Source organism: Streptomyces sp. STR69 (assembly GCF_024519455.1).
Classification (GTDB): Bacteria; Actinomycetota; Actinomycetes; order Streptomycetales; family Streptomycetaceae; genus Streptomyces.
Genome location: NZ_JALJRY010000035.1, coordinates 4,920 through 21,428, shown reverse-complemented (window position 1 = coordinate 21,428; position 16,509 = coordinate 4,920). Strand labels below are relative to the sequence as shown.

Sequence of the window (16,509 nt, the reverse complement as noted above, 5' to 3'; positions counted from 1 at the left end):
TCAGTTCATTCAGTAAACATCGCGCACATACCGTTTCGCCGCCGCCAGTTGCTTCACGTACGAGGCCGCCTCGACCTCGTCGAGACCGCCGTGCGCGACCGCGATGTCACGCAGCGCACGGTCCACGTCCTTCGCCATCCGCGAGGCGTCACCGCACACGTAGAAGTGGGCGCCCTGCTGCAGCCAGTGCCACAACTCCGGCCCGTGCTCACGCATCCGGTCCTGCACGTACACCTTGGCCCGCTGGTCGCGGGAGAAGGCGGTGTCGAGCCGGGCGAGCGTGCCCTCGTCGAGCAACTCCGTGAGTTCCTCCTCGTAGTAGAAGTCCGTCCCGCGGTGCTGTTCACCGAAGAACAGCCAGTTCGGCGCCGCGTGCCCGAGCGCGCGCCGCTCCTGGAGGAACCCGACGAACGGCGCGACACCGGTGCCGGGTCCGACCATCACCATCGGTGTCGCGGGATCGGCGGGCGGCCGGAAGTGCGGTGCGCGTTGCACGAACACCGGCACCTCGGTCCCCGCCTCGGCATCGGCATCGGCCAGGAACGGTGAGCAAACGCCGCCGCGCGGACGGCCGTTGAGATTCTCGTAACGCACCACCGACACCGTCAGCGAGACGCTGTGCGGGTCGACGAGTGGGCTGGACGAGATCGAATACAGGCGCGGCTGAAGCTTCTTGAGGACTCCGGCCCAGTCCTCCGCAGCCGCCTTCACCGGGTACTCGGCGAGCACGTCCACCGCCTGCCGCCCCCAACTCCACTGCGCCAGCCGGTCCTTGTTGTCCGGCCGCAGCAGCTTGCGCAACTCCCGGTCGTCCCGGGCCCGTTCGGCCACGAAGCGCAGCAGGTCGGGGGTGATGCGGGTGATGTCCAGCTGACGGTGAAGTGCTTCGGCGAAAGGGAACTCGCCAACACCCGCCACGTCTACGACCGCCCCCGCATCGGTGCCGGTGACGGCGAGCCATTCGTCCACCAGGGAGGGGGAGTTGACCGGCCGCACGCCGAGTGCGTCACCGGTCTCGTACGTCAGGTCGGTGCCGCTGGTGTCGAAGGTGAACCGGCGGACCTCCTTGCCCGCGCCGGGCCGGCTGAGCAGCCGGTTGCCCACGAGACGGGCGGTGGTGAGGGTGTGTTTCGGGGTACGGGGCTGTGCTTTCGGGGCCTCGGCATCGGTGCCCAGCGCGGTGATCACCTGGCCCAGCCACGCGTCCGCCGACGGCTCGAAGTCCGGCTCGCAGTCCGTGCGCGGGGTCAGCCGCACCCCGCCCAACTCGTCGAGCCGCGCGTCCAGTCGGCGCCCGTGCCCGCAGAAGTCGTCGTACGACGAGTCGCCCAGGGCCAGCACCGCGAACCGCACTCCGTCCAGCCGGGGCGCCTGCTCGCCGGAGAGCGTGTCCCAGAAGCCGGAGCCGTTGTCGGGCGCGTCACCGTCACCGAACGTGCTGGTGATGAAGAGCAGATCGGCGTCGGCCGGAAGCGTGCCGGCGTCCGCCTGGTCCATGCCCAGCAGACTCGCCCGGTGTCCGGCCGAGCCAAGACGCTCCGCGGTGGCCGCCGCCAACTCCTCGGCGTTGCCGGTCTGCGAGGCCCACAGGACGACGATCTGCCGCCCGGCCCGCGGCTGTTGCTGCCGTTCCTGTGGGGGAGCGGCCGTCGACCGCGAGTACATCCCGGCGAGAACACCGTTGACCCACAAGGCGTGCTCGGCGCTGAAGGGCGCGTCGGGCGGAAGCGTCGGCACACCCGGAGCGCCGGACTCGATGCCCGCGAGGAAGCCGGTCAGATAGACGCGTTCCTGCGCGGTGAGCACGGGCGGCGGGGCGGGGTCGAGACCGAAGGGATTCCCGCCCGTCGTGACGGCGGAAGGGGTCACGGAGGTCGGCAGGACAACCTCGGGCTGTGCCGGTGGTGCGCTCGCCACCTTCGCCAGCGACACCGCGCACACCTTGAACTCCGGCTGGAACGACACCGGATCGACCGCGTCGCTCGTCACCGCGTTGACACTCAGATACTCGCCGAAGAGGTCGTTCCAGTGGAACGGCGCGAAGCAACCCCCCGGCCGCACCCGGTCGGTCACCACGGCTGGCAGCACCGCCCGCCCCCGTCGCGACGCGACCTCCACCGAATCGCCCTCCGCGATGCCCAACTCCCTTGCGTCCTGCGGATGCAGTTCGACGAAGGGCCCGGGGTTCAGCTTGTTGAGCTTGGCGACCTTCCCCGTCTTCGTCAGCGTGTGCCACTGGTGCTGAAGGCGCCCCGTGTTCAGCACGAACGGGTAGTCGTCGTCGGGCAGTTCGGCGGCCGGCAGGTGAGGGCGAGCGTGAAACACCGCTCGCCCACTGGCGGTCGGGAACCGCAGCTCGCCGCCACTCACGTACCGGATGGGATTGCGGTCCGGCCCGTCCTCCTCAGCCGCCGGCCACTGCACCGGCGTGGACCGCAGCCGCTCGTAGGTCACCCCGCGCAGATCCCACCCGGTCACCGGGTTCCAGAACTGCCGTATCTCCTCGAAGACTTCCTCTGCACTGTCGTAGGAGAAGCCCTTCTCGTACCCCATCGCGCGGGCGACGGCCGCGATGAGCCGCCAGTCGGCCGTGGCCTCGCCGGGCGGGTCGACGACGGGGCGGGCGAGGGTGAGGGTGCGCTCGCTGTTGACGAGGACACCCTCGGACTCGGTCCACAGCGCGCCGGGGAGGACGACGTCGGCGTAGGCGTTGGTCTCGGTGTCGGTGAAGACGTCCTGGGTGACGACGAACTCGGCTGCTTCCAGGCCCTCGATGACGGTGCGTCGGTTGGCGACGGAGGCGACCGGGTTGGTGCAGATGATCCAGCAGGCCTTGATGTCGCCGTCGGCCATCTTCTGGAACATCTCGACGGTGCCCCGGCCGACGCCGTCCGCGCGGATGGTGTCGGGCGGCAGCCCCCACACCTCCTCGGTGAACTCCCGTTCCGCGTCGACCAGTACGGACCGCTGGCCGGGCAACCCCGGTCCCATGTAGCCCATTTCACGGCCGCCCATCGCGTTCGGCTGGCCGGTGAGGGAGAACGGCCCGCTGCCGGGGCGGCAGATGGCGCCCGTCGCGAGATGCAGGTTGACGAGGGCGTTGGTGTTCCAGGTGCCGTGCGTGGACTGGTTGAGCCCCATCGTCCAGCAGCTCATCCACTCGCCCGCCTCGCCGATCAGCCGGGCCGCCGTACGGATGTCGTCCTCGGCGAGTCCGGTGAGGGCGGCGACGGCGTCCGGCGCGTAGTCGGCGAGGAACCCGGGCAGCGCCTCCCAGCCCTCGGTGTGCGCGGCGATGAACTCCGGGTCGGTGTGCCCGTTCTCGTGCAGCAGCCGCAACAGGCCGTTGAGCAGGGCGAGATCGGTGCCCGGCGCGATCTGCAGGAACAGGTCCGCCTTCGCCGCCGTCGCGGTCCTGCGCGGGTCGACGACGATCAACTTGGCGCCCGCCTTGACCCGTTCCATCATCCGCAGGAAGAGAATCGGATGGCAGTCGGCCATGTTCGAGCCGATGACCAGGAACACGTCCGCCCGCTCGAAGTCCTCGTACGAACCCGGCGGCCCGTCCGCGCCCAGCGACGACTTGTAGCCGGCACCCGCACTCGCCATGCACAGCCGGGAGTTGGACTCGATCTGGTTGGTCCGCACGAACCCCTTGGCCAGCTTGTTCGCCAAGTACTGCGCCTCCAGGCTCATTTGCCCGGAGACATAGAAGGCGACCGCGTCCGGCCCGTGCTCGTCGACGATCTTCCGCAGCCGGCGCGCGGTCTCGGCGACGGCGTCCGCGACGGGCGCCGGCAGTGGCTCCGCGCCCCGGTCGTCCCGGACCAGCGCGGTGGTCAGCCGGCCCGGCGCGGCGAGCATCTCGGCCGTGGTCGCGCCCTTCGTGCAGAGCCGCCCCGCGTTCGCCGGGTGCGCCTTGTCGCCGGACGCCTTGAGGACCGTACGCCTGCCGTCGGGACCCGCCCCGACGTCGAGCAGCATGCCGCAGCCCACACCGCAGTACGAGCAGACCGTTCGTACCTGCTGCGTCCGGAGGCTTGTCGTCATGCCGTAGACCGTACGAATTGCCCGTTACGCCGATGTCACGCGGCTCGATCATGAGGGGTTACGCGCGCTGCACAACCGGCCGGGGGCCGGTGTGAGATGCGGCCGATCTTGTCGCGGAGTGTGTCGCTGGTGGGCCGAACGGGTGACAGTGCGCAACAATTGCCGGATGCAGACTGCCAGCGCGACCCAGGACGGAGCATGCCGGTGAACAGCCACGATGTCACCGACGAACAGTGGGAGGGGCTCGCGCAGGTAGTGCCGCTGCGAGGCCGGGACGCCTGGCCGTCCGCCGTGAGCCACCGGGCCGTGCCCGAGGCCGAGACCGAGCCGCGCCGCCGCTTCGTCGTCCTCCGGGTGAACGTGTTCGGGGACGCCCGCGAGGTCGCGGAGACCCTGATGGCGGGCATACCGGTGCTCCTCGACCTGACCGGCGCGGAGACGGACGTCGCCAAGCGGGTGCTCGACTTCAGCACGGGCGTCGTCTTCGGCCTGGCCAGCGGGATGACCCGCGTCGACCGGAATGTGTTCCTGCTCACACCTCCGGGGACGGAAGTGCGAGGGCTGATGCAGGGGGCGGGGGTTCCGGGAGCGTGAGGCGACTCCTGAGGCCCGTCGCTCGATCGTAGGAAGGTCCCCCGGGCGGAACGGTTCGCCTGACGGCGGAGGCCTACGGTCCGGATATGGCCGTGTCCCCGCAGTCCCCGCAGTCCGCTCCGCCGTGTGAGCCCCGCGTGTCGCCGCAGGCCGCCTCAACTCGGCCGTCATCGGCGAGCCCCGGGAGCCCCGAGTCCTGCCCCGACCGGCCGCACCTCACCGAGCTGCGGCTGTCCGCGTTCGCCACGCATCGAGGCGCCGGGTTCCCGCTCGGGCCGCTCACCCTCTTCGCCGGGCCCAGCGGCTGCGGCAAGACGAGCGCGCTGCGGGCGTACGAGGCACTCGCGCGGCTCGGCGGCGGAGGCGAGGTGGGGGAGGTGTTCCCGGACCCGGTCGCCTGCGTCCCGGACCGGGCCCGGCCCGACGCCCAGCGCCGGCGCGGCTTCCGCATCGGCTGTACGGCGGACGGACCCGAGGGCCCGGTACGGCTCGACGTCGCCGTCCAGGCCGATCCCGAACTGCGCATTGTGGGCGAGCGGTTGACGTCCGGCGGCCTGGTCCTCCTGGAGACCGCCCTGCGCGACCCCGCCCGCCGCTCGGTACAGGCCGCCTGGCACACGGCGGGTTCGTCACCGGTCACCCGCGCCCCGCTGCCCGACGACCGGCTCGGCACCGCGCTGCTGCCGTTGCGGGTCGCGGGCAAGACGGACGGACAGCGCCAAGTCCTCGCCGCCGCCGAGCAGATGGTGGTTGCCCTGCGTTCCGTCTTCGCCTGCGATCCGGCGCCCGAGCGGATGCGCGCACCCGTGCCGATCGGCGACGGACGGCTGCTGCGCGACTGCGGCAACCTCGCCGACGTGCTGTGGCGCACCCGGAGCGAGTGCGGGCGACGGCACGGGCAACTCGTCGCGGCCCTGCGCACCGGCTGCGCCGGAACCGTCGCGGACGTGCTCGCGGAACCCCTGGGCGACGGCACGGCCAGGGCCGTGCTCGACCGGGGCGACCGCGGGCGCACCGGCTTCGAACGGCTCGGTGACGGTGAACTCCGTTACGCGGCCCTCGCGTTGGTGCTCCTCACCGGCCCCGGGGTCCTGGAGGTCGACCCGCCGGGCGAGGTCCCGGCCGCGATGCAGACCCTCACCGTCCTCGCCGACGGCCTCGACCGCGGACTGGACGTACGGCAACGGGCCGAACTGCTGCGGCTCGCCGCCCGGATGTGCGAGCGCGGGCACATCCGGCTGGTCGGTGCGGTGAGCGACGCGTCCTGGGCCGACCGGATCGAGGGGGTCACGGTGGTACACCTGGAGCCGTGACAGAACATCTCGACGTGGCGAAACTGCAGCGCAGACTGGCCGAGTTCGCCGCCGCCAGGAACTGGCAGCCGTACCACACCCCCAAGAACCTCGTCGCCGCGCTCAGCGTGGAGGCCTCCGAACTGGTCGAGATCTTCCAGTGGTTGACCCCCGAGGAGTCCGCGCGGGTCATGGACGACCCGGACAGCGCGCACCGGGTGCGGGACGAAGTCGCCGATGTGCTCGCCTACCTGCTGCAGCTGTGCGAGGTGCTCGGCATCGACCCGCTCGCCGCGCTGGAGGCGAAGATCGACCGGAACGAGGACAGGTTTCCCCGGCCGTAATGGACAAGTTGGGGGAGCGGGCGCGTCCATTTTCACTCTCCGGAGTCATTCATCTGTCCGCAACCGATTTGTTGTCCACAGATTTCCGCCTTCCTCTGGCTTTTCGTCTCAGGGACTCTCACTCTGGGTAGTGGACAAGGGAGTTCGGGCGGACGTGCGACCGGCACGTCGGGATATGACGGGGGCAGCACATGGACGCGATGCGGCTCATCGTGACGAGCAGGCGCGCCCTGGCCGGAAGCGGCGACGTGCCGCAGACCATGACGGAGGTGTGGCAGGCGCAGGCCCTCGCCCAGGCGATCGGCAGCCGCCTCGCGGTCTTCGGCCCGCCCGAACTGCGCGGTGAGGCGCTGGGGTTGACGGAGCTGGCGGGCCGGGGCTGCGGAGTCCTGGACACCCCGGTGCTCGCCGTCGAGGACCTACGGGCGGCGCAGCTCACGGAGTTGGGCGACGCGCGCCTCGCGCTCCTCTGCCTCGGCGGCCTGCTCGGCGAGGTCGGTATCGCCCTGGTCGGCATCGCCTGCGCGGCGGACGACGAGGGCACGTACTGGCAGTGCATGGAGGCGATCGACGCGGCGGACGAGTCGCGGGACCGGGTCCTGGAGATGCTGCGAAGACTGGCGGACCGGGAGCGGGCGGAGGTACCGGAGCGGGAGGCGGGGTGACCGAGACGTCCGCCTCCGGCGCCGCAGAAGCGTCAGGCGGTCGCGCCGCCCTCCTCGGCGGACACCGACCCCGTGCTTCCGGCCGACTGCAGATCCGCGTCGAGGGCGGACAGGTCCGCGTTCAGTGACGCCATCAGCTCTTCCATCTGCTGCAACAACCCCTTCGGTTGTGCAGGCCCGCCCTGCTGCGGCACGGCTTCTTCGGACATGACGGCCTCCTCGGCCCGTGGCCTCCGAGAGCGGAGGCCGATGCGGGTGACGCCCCGACGTCGCCTTGCCGGTGCGGGAATCCGGGCGGTCCGGCTCCGCCCGAGCCAACGATCATCACCGGGGCGGGTCACTGGCACGGGCAGTCCCCGTGCGCACGGTTGACGCAATTTCACCCGACCGGGCAAGAGTGGGGCCGGAGGGACCGGTGGGGTTGACCGGTGGGCCGACGTGCAGGATGGAGGCATGGATCTTCGCATCTTCACCGAGCCCCAGCAGGGGGCCACCTACGACACCTTGCTCGCCGTGGCCAAGGCCACCGAGGACCTCGGCTTCGACGCCTTTTTCCGCTCTGATCATTTTCTGAGCATGGGTTCCGGCGACGGTCTCCCCGGTCCCACCGACGCCTGGCTCACCCTCGCCGCCCTCGCCCGCGAGACCAGGCGCATACGCCTCGGCACCCTGATGACGGCCGGCACCTTCCGCCTCCCCGGCGTCCTCGCCATCCAGGTCGCGCAGGTCGACCAGATGTCTGGCGGCCGGGTCGAACTCGGCCTGGGCGCGGGCTGGTTCGAGCAGGAGCACAAGGCGTACGGCATCCCCTTCCCGAAGGAGAAGTTCGCCCGCCTGGAGGAGCAGCTGGCCATCGTCACCGGGCTGTGGGAGACCAAGCCCGGAGACACCTTCGACTTCCACGGCACGTACTACGACCTGACCGACTCGCCCGCGCTGCCCAAGCCCGCGCAGACCAGGATCCCCGTGCTGATCGGCGGCCACGGCGCGAGCCGTACCCCGAAGCTGGCCGCTCAGTACGCCGACGAGTTCAACATGCCGTTCGCCTCGATCGAGGACAGTGAGCTGCAGTTCGGCCGGGTCCGCGCCGCCGCCGAGGCGGCCGGCCGCAAGGCCGACGACCTCGTCTACTCCAACGCCCTCGTCGTCTGCGTCGGCAAGGACGACCAGGAGGTCGCCCGCCGCGCCGCAGTGATCGGCCGCGAGGTCGACGAACTCAAGGCCAACGGCCTGGCGGGTTCCCCGTCCGAGGTCGTCGACAGGATCGGCCGCTACGCCGAGACCGGCTCCCGGCGCATCTACCTCCAGATCCTCGACCTCGACGACCTGGACCACCTGGAGCTGATCTCGTCCCAGGTGCAGTCGCAGCTGTCGTAGCACCGCGAGGGCGCCGGGCCCCGGGACCCTCTCCGAAAAAGTGTGTCACTTTCAGGGGAAAGTGACACACTTTTTCGGAACCCCTACCCCACCCCCGCCCCGGCGGAGGCCGCCGCCGGCACCCCCGCGTCGACGGCCGGTCGTCGGCCCGGGAGGAACGCGGCCAGTGCCAGGGCCGCCAGGGCCGCCGCCGAACCGATGCCCATGATCACGCGGAAAGCGTTGTGGGAGGGGACCGTCAGCGAGCCGAACGTCGTCGTCATGTGCGCCAGTACGACTCCGGCGACGGCGCTGGAGGCGGACGTACCGATGGACCGCATCAGGCTGTTGAGGCTGTTCGCGGCGGCCGTCTCGGACAGCGGCACCGCCCCCATGATCAGCGCGGGCATCGCGCCGTACGCGAAACCGACCCCGGCGGAGATCACACAGCACACCACGACGACCTGCCAGACCGTGGCCAGCATGACGACGCCGAGGCCGTAACCGGCGGCCACGACGAACGCGCCCAGCATGAGGGTGACCTTGGGCCCGGCCGCCGCCGAGATCCGGGCGGACAGCGGCGCCGTGGCCATCATCACCAGACCGGAGGGGCCGAGCGTGAGACCCGCCGCCAGCACGGTCTGGCCGAGGCCGTAGCCGGTGAGCGTGGGCAGCTGGAGCAGTTGCGGCACGGCCAGCGACATCGCGAACATGGCGAAGCCGAACACCACGGACGCGAGGTTGGTCAGCAGCACCTGACGTCGCGCGCTGGTCCGCAGATCGACCAGCGGCCGGTCGGTGCGCAACTCCCACCAGCCCCACACCAGGAGCACGGCGACGGCCACGACGAACAGACCCGTCGTCGTCCCGCTGCCCCAACCCCAGTCCGCCCCCTTGGAGACGGCGAGCAGCAGACACACCAGACCGATCGACATCCCGACGCCGCCCACGACGTCGAACCGGCCTCCGCTGCGCACCGCCGACTCCGGTACGAGCGCCACGACGAGCGCGGTCACGACGGCACCGAGCACCGCCGCCGTCCAGAACAGCACGTGCCAGTCCGCCTTTTCGGCGATGAACGCGGCCGTCGGCAGCCCCAGCGCACCGCCCACCCCCAGCGACGCACTCATCAGCGCGGTCGCCGATCCCAGCCGCTCCGGCGGGAGTTCGTCGCGCATGATGCTGATGCCGAGCGGGATGACCGCCATCGAGAAGCCCTGGAGCGCTCGCCCGACGATCATCGGGGCGAGCGAGTCGCTGAGCGCGCCGACCACCGAACCCACTATCAGCAGAACGAGGTTGAGGAGCAGCATCCGCCGCTTGCCGTACATGTCCCCGAGCCGCCCCACCACCGGGTTGGCGACGGCACCGGCGAGCAGGGTCGCGGTGATCGCCCAAGTGGCGTCGGACGGCGAGGAGTTCAGCAGCTTCGGGAGTTCGGGCACGATCGGGATGATCAGCGTCTGCATCAGCGAGACGGTGATCCCGCCGAGGGCCAGGACCCAGACCACGGCGCCGGAGCGCGAGGGCCCGGATCCCTCGACGGGTGGGGACGGTGGACGCGGACATGGCGAAGCCTCCGGCTGATGCGCGCGACAGGGGGCCGAACGAAACGAGTCTGGCATGTTTTTCGTATGGCATACGCAAAATAGCCGGAGGCGGGATCGGGAAGGGCCGGAGCGGTAGCCTTCCCCTGTCCGGGCACGGTTGTCGCGGACGGAGAGGTGCGGCGGATGACGCAGGTGGCGACGGGTTCCGGCCGCCGGGGCAGGGGGCGCCCGCCCCGGCTGTCACGGGAGCGGATCGTCGACGGCGCGGTCGAGGTACTGCTCGCCGAACCGGCCGTGTCCCTCACCATCAAACGGGTCGCCGACGTCGTCGGCGCCGCCCCCATGGCCCTCTACCGCTACTTCCCGGACCGCGACGCCCTCCTCCAGGCCGCCGCCGACCACGTCCTGGAGGCCATGCGGCGCGACCCCATCCCCGAGGGCCCCTGGCCCGACCGGCTCCGTGCCTGGATGCGCGCCGGGCAGGCCAACCTCCGCCCCTACCCGCAGCTCATGCCGTACATGACGACGACCCGGCACCCCGCCTGGACCCCCGGCCTGACCCGCCTGCGCGAGATCCTCCTCCCGGCCGGCCTCTCCGCCGAGGACCTGGCCCTCGCCGTCACCCTCATCTCCTCGACGCTGCTCGGCAACGCCGTCTACGAGGGCTACCGCAGACCCGACGAGGAGATGACGGCCCTCCTCGACGACGCCCCCGACCCCACGGCGGACGCCCTCCGCCGCCTCCTCGCCGACCTCCCCGCCGCACACGCCCGCCTCTTCGACACGATCCTCGACCAGACGGTCACGACGGTGGAACGCCTGGCCGGGAACCCCGCGCGATAACCGAAGGCGCAGCTCGCCCGCCCTGTGCGAAGGTGGGACGGTCGTCCTGCCGAGCCCCCGGGATCACCGACCCCCGGGGGCTTCCGCACGTACGGCACCGCACTCATCCACCCGTCGGAGAGGTCCTCCGCATGTTCCTGACCATCAGTACCACCGGCACCCCCGAACTCCCCGCCACCGACCTCGGGTTCCTGCTGCACAAGCATCCCGAGAAGGCGCAGGCGTTCTCCACGTCCTACGGCAAGGCGTACGTCCTCTACCCCGAGGCGGATGCGCAGCGCTGCACGGCGGCGCTGTTGCTGGAGGTCGACGCGGTGGCACTGGTCCGGCGCGGCAAGGGCAAGGGACGCGGCGGCGCGCCCGACGCTGCACTCGCGCAGTACGTCAACGACCGTCCGTACGCGGCCTCTTCACTGCTCGCCGTCGCACTCAGCGCGGTCTTCTCCAGCGCCATGCGCGGCGTGTGCAACGCCCGCCCCGAGCGCGCGGCCCGGCCGCTGCCGCTGCGCATCGAGGTACCCGCACTGCCCGCCAGAGGCGGAACCGACCTCGTACAGAAGCTCTTCGCGCCCCTCGGCTGGACGGTCACCGCCCAACCGGTCGCACTGGACGCCGAGTTCCCCGAGTGGGGCGACTCGCGGTACGTGAGCCTCGTACTGGAATCGGAGACGCTGACCCTCGCCGAGGCGCTGCGCCACCTGTACGTCCTGCTCCCGGTCCTCGATGACGCCAAGCACTACTGGGTGGCCCCCGACGAGGTCGACAAACTGCTGCGGGCCGGCGAGGGCTGGCTGCCCGCGCACCCGGAGCAGAAGCTCATCACCAGCCGCTATCTGTCCCGCCGTTGGTCCCTGACCCGGGAGGCCATGGAGCGACTGGAACTGGTGCGGCTCGCCGAGGCCGACGACAGCGAGGTCGAGGAGATCGACAACGCCGTCGAGCCGGAGACGGAGACGGAGGAGAAGCCGACGCCCCTCGCCGTGCAGCGCCGGGACGCGATCGTCGAGGCGCTCAAGGCGTCCGGCGCCGCCCGCGTGCTCGATCTCGGCTGCGGACAGGGCCAGTTGGTGCAGACGCTGCTCAAGGACACCCGGTTCACGGAGATCGTCGGCGTCGACGTGTCGATGCGCGCGCTCACCATCGCCGCCCGCCGCCTCAAGCTCGACCGCATGGGGGAGCGGCAGTCCTCGCGCGTCCAGCTCTTCCAGAGCTCGCTCGCCTACACCGACAACCGCCTCAAGGGTTACGACGCCGCCGTGCTCAGCGAGGTCGTCGAGCACCTCGACCTGCCCCGGCTGCCGGCGCTGGAGTACGCGGTGTTCGGCGCCGCCCGCCCGAGGACGGTCCTCGTGACGACCCCGAACGTCGAGTACAACGTCCGCTGGGAAACCCTCCCCGCCGGACACGTCCGGCACGGCGACCACCGCTTCGAGTGGACCCGCGCCGAGTTCGCGGAGTGGGCGGCGAAGGTCGCCCAACGGCACGGCTACGACGTCGAGTTCGTACCGGTAGGACCCGACGACCCCGAGGTGGGACCGCCCACCCAGATGGCGGTCTTTTCCATGAGCACGGCCAAGCAGACGACCACGAAGGAGGCGAAGGCGGCATGACCGAGACGCAGAACAAGGGGCGGGTCCTGCCCGTCACCGACCTCTCCCTCGTGGTGCTGATCGGCGCCTCCGGCTCCGGCAAGTCCACCTTCGCGCACCGCCACTTCAAGCCGACCGAGATCATCTCCTCGGACTTCTGCCGGGGCCTGGTCGCCGACGACGAGAACGACCAGAGCGCCAGCCGGGACGCCTTCGACGTCCTGCACTACATCGCCGGCAAGCGCCTCGCCGCCGGCCGCCGCACGGTCGTCGACGCGACCAGCGTGCAGCAGGACAGCCGACGCCAACTGATCGACCTGGCAAAGCAGTACGACGTCCTGCCCATCGCCATCGTGCTCGACGTACCGGAGGAGGTGTGCGTCCAGCGCAACGCCGCCCGCGCCGACCGGGCCGACATGCCGCGCCGCGTGATCACCCGTCACACCCGCGAACTCCGCCGTTCCCTGCGGGGGTTGGAGCGCGAGGGCTTCCGCAAGGTGCACGTCCTGCGGGGCGTCGAGGAGATCGACCACGCCACGGTCGTCACCGAGAAGCGCTTCAACGACCTGACCCACCTCACCGGCCCCTTCGACATCATCGGCGACATCCACGGCTGCGCCGCCGAACTGGAGACCCTGCTCGGCAAGTTGGGCTACGACGACGGCGTCCACCCGGCGGGCCGCACGGCCGTCTTCGTCGGCGACCTCGTCGACCGCGGCCCCGACTCGCCCGGCGTGCTGCGCCGCGTGATGACCATGGTCGGGTCGGGCAACGCGCTGTGCGTACCGGGCAACCACGAGAACAAGTACGGCCGTTATCTCAAGGGCCGCAAGGTCCAGCACACCCACGGCCTGGCGGAGACGATCGAGCAGATGGAGGAGGAGACCGACGAATTCCGTTCCCAGGTGAGGGAGTTCATCGACGGACTCGTCAGCCACTACGTCCTCGACGGCGGCCGGCTCGTGGTCTGCCACGCGGGCCTGCCCGAGAAGTACCACGGCCGCACCTCCGGCCGGGTCCGCTCGCACGCGCTGTACGGCGACACCACCGGCGAGACCGACGAGTTCGGCCTGCCCGTGCGCTATCCGTGGGCCGAGGACTACCGGGGCCGCGCGGCCGTCGTCTACGGCCACACCCCGGTCCCCGAGGCCACCTGGCTCAACAACACCATCTGCCTCGACACGGGCGCGGTCTTCGGCGGCAAGCTGACCGCGCTGCGCTGGCCGGAGCGGGAGCTGGTCGACGTACCGGCCGAGCAGGTCTGGTACGAGCCGACCCGCCCGCTGCTCACCGAGGCACCCGGCGGCCACGACGGACGCCCGCTCGACCTGGCGGACGTGCACGGCCGCCGGGTGGTGGAGACCCGGCATGCCGGCCGGGTGTCGGTCCGTGAGGAGAACGCGGCGGCGGCCCTGGAGGTCATGAGCCGCTTCGCGGTCGACCCGCGCCTGCTGCCGTACCTGCCGCCGACGATGGCTCCCACGGCGACCTCGCATGTGGACGGCTACCTGGAGCACCCGGCCGAGGCGTTCGCGCAGTATGCGCAGGACGGGGTCGCGCGGGTCGTGTGCGAGGAGAAGCACATGGGTTCGCGGGCGGTGGCGCTGGTGTGCCGGGACGCGGAGACGGCGGCGAAGCGCTTCGGCGTGGAGGGCGGTTCGACGGGGTCGTTGTACACGCGCACCGGCCGCCCGTTCTTCGACGACGCGGCGGTGACCGAGGAGATCCTCGGCCGACTGCGCACGGCGCTGGACGAGTCGGGCCTCTGGTCGGATCTGGAGACGGACTGGCTGCTGCTGGACGCGGAGTTGATGCCGTGGTCGCTGAAGGCGTCCGGGCTGCTGCGCGGTCAGTACGCGGCGGTCGGCGCGGCGGCGGGAGCGGTGTTCCCGGGTGCACTGGCCGCGCTGGAGGGGGCGGCGGGCCGTGGAGTCGACGTGGCCGACCTGTTGTCCCGGCAGCGCGAACGGGCCATCGACGCCTCGGCGTTCACCGACGCGTACCGGCGCTACTGCTGGACCACGGACGGCCTCGACGGTGTCCGCCTGGCCCCGTTCCAGCTCCTCGCGGTCCAGGGCCGCAGCCTCGCCGCACTCCCGCACGACGAACAACTCGCCCTGCTGGACCGGCTGGTGGAGCACGACAGCACCGGCCTGCTGCAGACCACCCGCCGCCTGTACGTCGACACCGGCGACCCGGAGTCGATCCGGGCGGGCGTCGACTGGTGGCTGGAGATGACGGGCCGGGGCGGCGAGGGCATGGTCGTCAAGCCGGTGGGCGCGGTGGTGCGCGGCGAGACGGGCCGACTGGTCCAGCCGGGCATCAAGTGCCGTGGCCGCGAATACCTGCGGATCATCTACGGCCCGGAGTACACGCGCCCCGACAACCTCGCCCGCCTGCGCGGCCGTTTCCTGAACCACAAGCGCTCACTCGCGATCAGGGAGTACGCGCTCGGTCTGGAGGCCCTCGACAGGCTGGCGGAGGGGGAGCCGCTGTGGCGTGTCCACGAGGCGGTGTTCGCGGTGCTGGCGCTGGAGTCGGAGCCGGTGGACCCACGTCTGTGACGGTACGGGCAGGCGGGGGCAGGCGTCCCTGGGGGCTCCGCCCCCAGACCCCCGCTTCCCACCCACCCACCTGTTTACGGTCGGCCAACAAGTCAACCTTCAAAGCGTCCGAGTCGGGTGGGTGGGCGGGAAATTGTTTTTCAGCCCACCAACCGCAACCGTTCCCCACAAACCCCCACCCGCACCCCCTGCCCCCAGGTCAACCCCACCGCATCCCCCTCCATCCCATCCCCGAACACAACCAACTCCTCGGACTCAACGGTGAGTTGCAACCCCGCCGAACCACTCAGCTCACCGGCGACGAGGGACGTCCCCGTCACCGGCGAAGGCCACGCCTCCCGTACGAACCACACCAGCCGGTCCTCCGAGGGGTGTGGCAGGGACAGCGCACTGCCCCGCTCCTGCCACACCGACCGGAGCCACCCCGTGGCCCCGGTGCCCGTTCCCACGAGCACCCCGGAGGACGCCTGGGCCTCGACGACACCCCCGTCGCCCTCCAGACCCAGGCGGTATCTGGCCGTCTGATGACCGACGGCTCCCAGATAGATCTCGTTGAGCGCGACCAGCCGCTGCGTGTCGTCGGCGACGGCCTCGACCATGGTGAGTTCGTCCACCCCCGTGCCGGCCGCGAGGGCGGAGGCCAGCAGGACGCCGGCGTCCGACGGCCGGTGCCGTACCAGGACACCCGGGTTGCGCCCGGGATCCGTGTCGAAGCCCAACACCGGTTGCCCGGTGAGGTACTTGGCGACGTTCGCGACCAGCCCGTCCTGCCCGACCACGACCACCACGTCCTCCGGCGCGAACAGGAATCGGTCCAAGTCGGCCCGTTCGACCTGCGTCTGACGCCATGTCAGCGGTACCGCCGAGGAGACCTCGGCCAGTGCCCGCCTGGTCCGGCGGTGCCGTTCGGCGACCTCCTCGATGTCCCGGCCGCGCGACCGCAGGAAGTACGCGGCCTGGCCGTGCGTCCCGTGCCGGGCCACCAACTCCTCGTACTCCGTGGTCCGGTGGACGAGGACGACCCGCGGTGCGAGACTCACGCGCCGGCCCCGCCACCACCGGCACCGAGCCGGGCGAGCAGCCCCGTCAGCACGTCCGGCGAGATCGTGACGCTGTCGATGTTCGGCAGGTTCTCCGCGAGCCGCGTCCCGGTGAGCGCGTTCAGCGTGGCGACGTCGACATCGGCGTGCACCCGCAGCCAGGCGGCCTGGGCATACGCCCGCGCGTCGCCCACCTCGCGCGAGCCCTCGGCCTCGGCACGGGCGAGCCGTACGGAACGCGCCGCCTCGGCGTCGGCGAGCCGTACCGTCCGGGTGGCCTCGGCCTCCGAGAGCCGTACCGTACGGGTCGCCTCCGCCTCCGCGCGGACCCCGTCGGCCGCCGCGTGCTCCTCGGCCTCGCGGCGGGCGTTCGTGCCGCGCTGGTCGACCAACTGCTCCTCGCGGCGGGCGAGTTCGATCTGGCTGTCGAGTTCGTTCTCGGCGATCGCCCGTTCGCGCTCGACGGCCACCGCCCGCCGCTCGTAGGTGGCCCGGTCCGCCTCCTGCTGGATCTGCTCGCGGGCCGGGGTGCGCAGCGCCCGCTCCACCTCGGGCTCGGGCCGCAGCGCCATCACGCGGACGGCGACCACCTCGATACCGGTGGCGGGGAGGCGGGCCTTTC

13 protein-coding genes (1 of these 13 cut by a window edge) are annotated in these 16,509 nt (G+C 71.3%); 8 read left to right on the top strand and 5 right to left on the bottom strand.

Annotated features, from left to right (window positions below; genetic code table 11):
- Positions 1-9: 9 nt before the first annotated feature.
- Positions 10-4,050, bottom strand: a complete 4,041-nt coding sequence (locus OC490_RS41770) for a bifunctional nitrate reductase/sulfite reductase flavoprotein subunit alpha (protein ID WP_262063279.1) — start codon at positions 4,048-4,050, stop codon at positions 10-12.
- A 198-nt stretch (positions 4,051-4,248) separates the two neighbouring features.
- Between OC490_RS41770 and OC490_RS41765 the strand changes: the two genes are divergently transcribed.
- The 4 genes from OC490_RS41765 (at position 4,249) to OC490_RS41750 (ending at position 6,945) form a co-directional block, all read left to right on the top strand.
- Positions 4,249-4,644 carry a cell division protein SepF gene (locus OC490_RS41765; RefSeq protein ID WP_262063278.1) on the top strand — a complete coding sequence of 132 codons (396 nt, stop codon included), beginning with the start codon at positions 4,249-4,251 and terminating at the stop codon, positions 4,642-4,644.
- Positions 4,645-4,730: 86 nt separating this feature from the next.
- The gene (locus OC490_RS41760) at positions 4,731-5,957 is read left to right on the top strand and encodes an AAA family ATPase (protein WP_262063277.1); all 1,227 of its coding nucleotides are present in this window, start codon (positions 4,731-4,733) and stop codon (positions 5,955-5,957) included.
- A complete protein-coding gene (locus tag OC490_RS41755) occupies positions 5,954-6,280 on the top strand; it encodes a nucleotide pyrophosphohydrolase (protein ID WP_262063276.1) in 327 nt (108 codons plus the stop codon). The genes OC490_RS41760 and OC490_RS41755 overlap by 4 nt, the downstream gene beginning before the upstream one ends.
- A 191-nt stretch (positions 6,281-6,471) precedes the next feature.
- The gene (locus tag OC490_RS41750; RefSeq protein ID WP_262063275.1) at positions 6,472-6,945 is read left to right on the top strand and encodes a DUF6099 family protein; all 474 of its coding nucleotides are present in this window, start codon (positions 6,472-6,474) and stop codon (positions 6,943-6,945) included.
- 32 nt (positions 6,946-6,977) lie between these two features.
- Here the strand turns inward: OC490_RS41750 and OC490_RS41745 are convergent, their stop codons facing one another.
- Positions 6,978-7,154 (bottom strand): hypothetical protein, encoded by a 177-nt coding sequence (locus OC490_RS41745; protein WP_200713655.1) that lies wholly within the window; start codon positions 7,152-7,154, stop codon positions 6,978-6,980.
- 244 nt (positions 7,155-7,398) lie between these two features.
- On the opposite strand from OC490_RS41745, the gene OC490_RS41740 reads away from it, so the two are divergent.
- Positions 7,399-8,322 carry an LLM class F420-dependent oxidoreductase gene (locus OC490_RS41740; protein ID WP_262063274.1) on the top strand — a complete coding sequence of 308 codons (924 nt, stop codon included), beginning with the start codon at positions 7,399-7,401 and terminating at the stop codon, positions 8,320-8,322.
- An 83-nt stretch (positions 8,323-8,405) separates the two neighbouring features.
- Here the strand turns inward: OC490_RS41740 and OC490_RS41735 are convergent, their stop codons facing one another.
- On the bottom strand, positions 8,406-9,926 hold the full coding sequence (locus OC490_RS41735) for an MFS transporter (RefSeq protein ID WP_410099247.1): 1,521 nt from the start codon (positions 9,924-9,926) through the stop codon (positions 8,406-8,408).
- 108 nt (positions 9,927-10,034) lie between these two features.
- Here OC490_RS41735 and OC490_RS41730 point away from each other — a divergent pair, with 108 nt between their 5' ends.
- The 3 genes from OC490_RS41730 (at position 10,035) to OC490_RS41720 (ending at position 14,847) form a co-directional block, all read left to right on the top strand.
- Positions 10,035-10,694: a TetR/AcrR family transcriptional regulator gene (locus OC490_RS41730; protein ID WP_262063272.1), complete on the top strand. Its 660-nt coding sequence runs from the start codon at positions 10,035-10,037 to the stop codon at positions 10,692-10,694.
- 131 nt (positions 10,695-10,825) lie between these two features.
- The gene (locus tag OC490_RS41725; protein ID WP_262063271.1) at positions 10,826-12,304 is read left to right on the top strand and encodes a 3' terminal RNA ribose 2'-O-methyltransferase Hen1; all 1,479 of its coding nucleotides are present in this window, start codon (positions 10,826-10,828) and stop codon (positions 12,302-12,304) included.
- Complete coding sequence (locus OC490_RS41720; RefSeq protein WP_262063270.1) at positions 12,301-14,847, top strand: polynucleotide kinase-phosphatase; 2,547 nt, start codon at positions 12,301-12,303, stop codon at positions 14,845-14,847. The genes OC490_RS41725 and OC490_RS41720 overlap by 4 nt, the downstream gene beginning before the upstream one ends.
- 140 nt (positions 14,848-14,987) lie before the next feature.
- On the opposite strand, the gene OC490_RS41715 is transcribed toward OC490_RS41720, so the two are convergent.
- Both OC490_RS41715 and OC490_RS41710 read right to left on the bottom strand, forming a co-directional pair.
- Positions 14,988-15,887, bottom strand: coding sequence for a hypothetical protein (locus OC490_RS41715; RefSeq protein ID WP_262063269.1), 900 nt, complete (start codon positions 15,885-15,887; stop codon positions 14,988-14,990).
- On the bottom strand, positions 15,884-16,509 hold the 3' portion of the coding sequence (locus OC490_RS41710; RefSeq protein WP_262063268.1) for an SPFH domain-containing protein. Its footprint extends 460 nt past the window's final position; only the last 626 of its 1,086 coding nucleotides appear in the window; its start codon lies off the right edge, out of view; the stop codon is at positions 15,884-15,886. The genes OC490_RS41715 and OC490_RS41710 overlap by 4 nt, the downstream gene beginning before the upstream one ends.

What these genes read in the sequence shown, in the direction of transcription:
- OC490_RS41770 (WP_262063279.1), bottom strand. Translation starts at nt 4,050, where the DNA reads ATGACGACAAGCCTCCGGACGCAGCAGGTACGAACGGTCTGCTCGTAC.
- OC490_RS41765 (WP_262063278.1), top strand. Translation starts at nt 4,249, where the DNA reads ATGCCGGTGAACAGCCACGATGTCACCGACGAACAGTGGGAGGGGCTC.
- OC490_RS41760 (WP_262063277.1), top strand. Translation starts at nt 4,731, where the DNA reads ATGGCCGTGTCCCCGCAGTCCCCGCAGTCCGCTCCGCCGTGTGAGCCC.
- OC490_RS41750 (WP_262063275.1), top strand. Translation starts at nt 6,472, where the DNA reads ATGGACGCGATGCGGCTCATCGTGACGAGCAGGCGCGCCCTGGCCGGA.
- OC490_RS41745 (WP_200713655.1), bottom strand. Translation starts at nt 7,154, where the DNA reads ATGTCCGAAGAAGCCGTGCCGCAGCAGGGCGGGCCTGCACAACCGAAG.
- OC490_RS41740 (WP_262063274.1), top strand. Translation starts at nt 7,399, where the DNA reads ATGGATCTTCGCATCTTCACCGAGCCCCAGCAGGGGGCCACCTACGAC.
- OC490_RS41735 (WP_410099247.1), bottom strand. Translation starts at nt 9,926, where the DNA reads ATGCCAGACTCGTTTCGTTCGGCCCCCTGTCGCGCGCATCAGCCGGAG.
- OC490_RS41730 (WP_262063272.1), top strand. Translation starts at nt 10,035, where the DNA reads ATGACGCAGGTGGCGACGGGTTCCGGCCGCCGGGGCAGGGGGCGCCCG.
- OC490_RS41725 (WP_262063271.1), top strand. Translation starts at nt 10,826, where the DNA reads ATGTTCCTGACCATCAGTACCACCGGCACCCCCGAACTCCCCGCCACC.
- OC490_RS41720 (WP_262063270.1), top strand. Translation starts at nt 12,301, where the DNA reads ATGACCGAGACGCAGAACAAGGGGCGGGTCCTGCCCGTCACCGACCTC.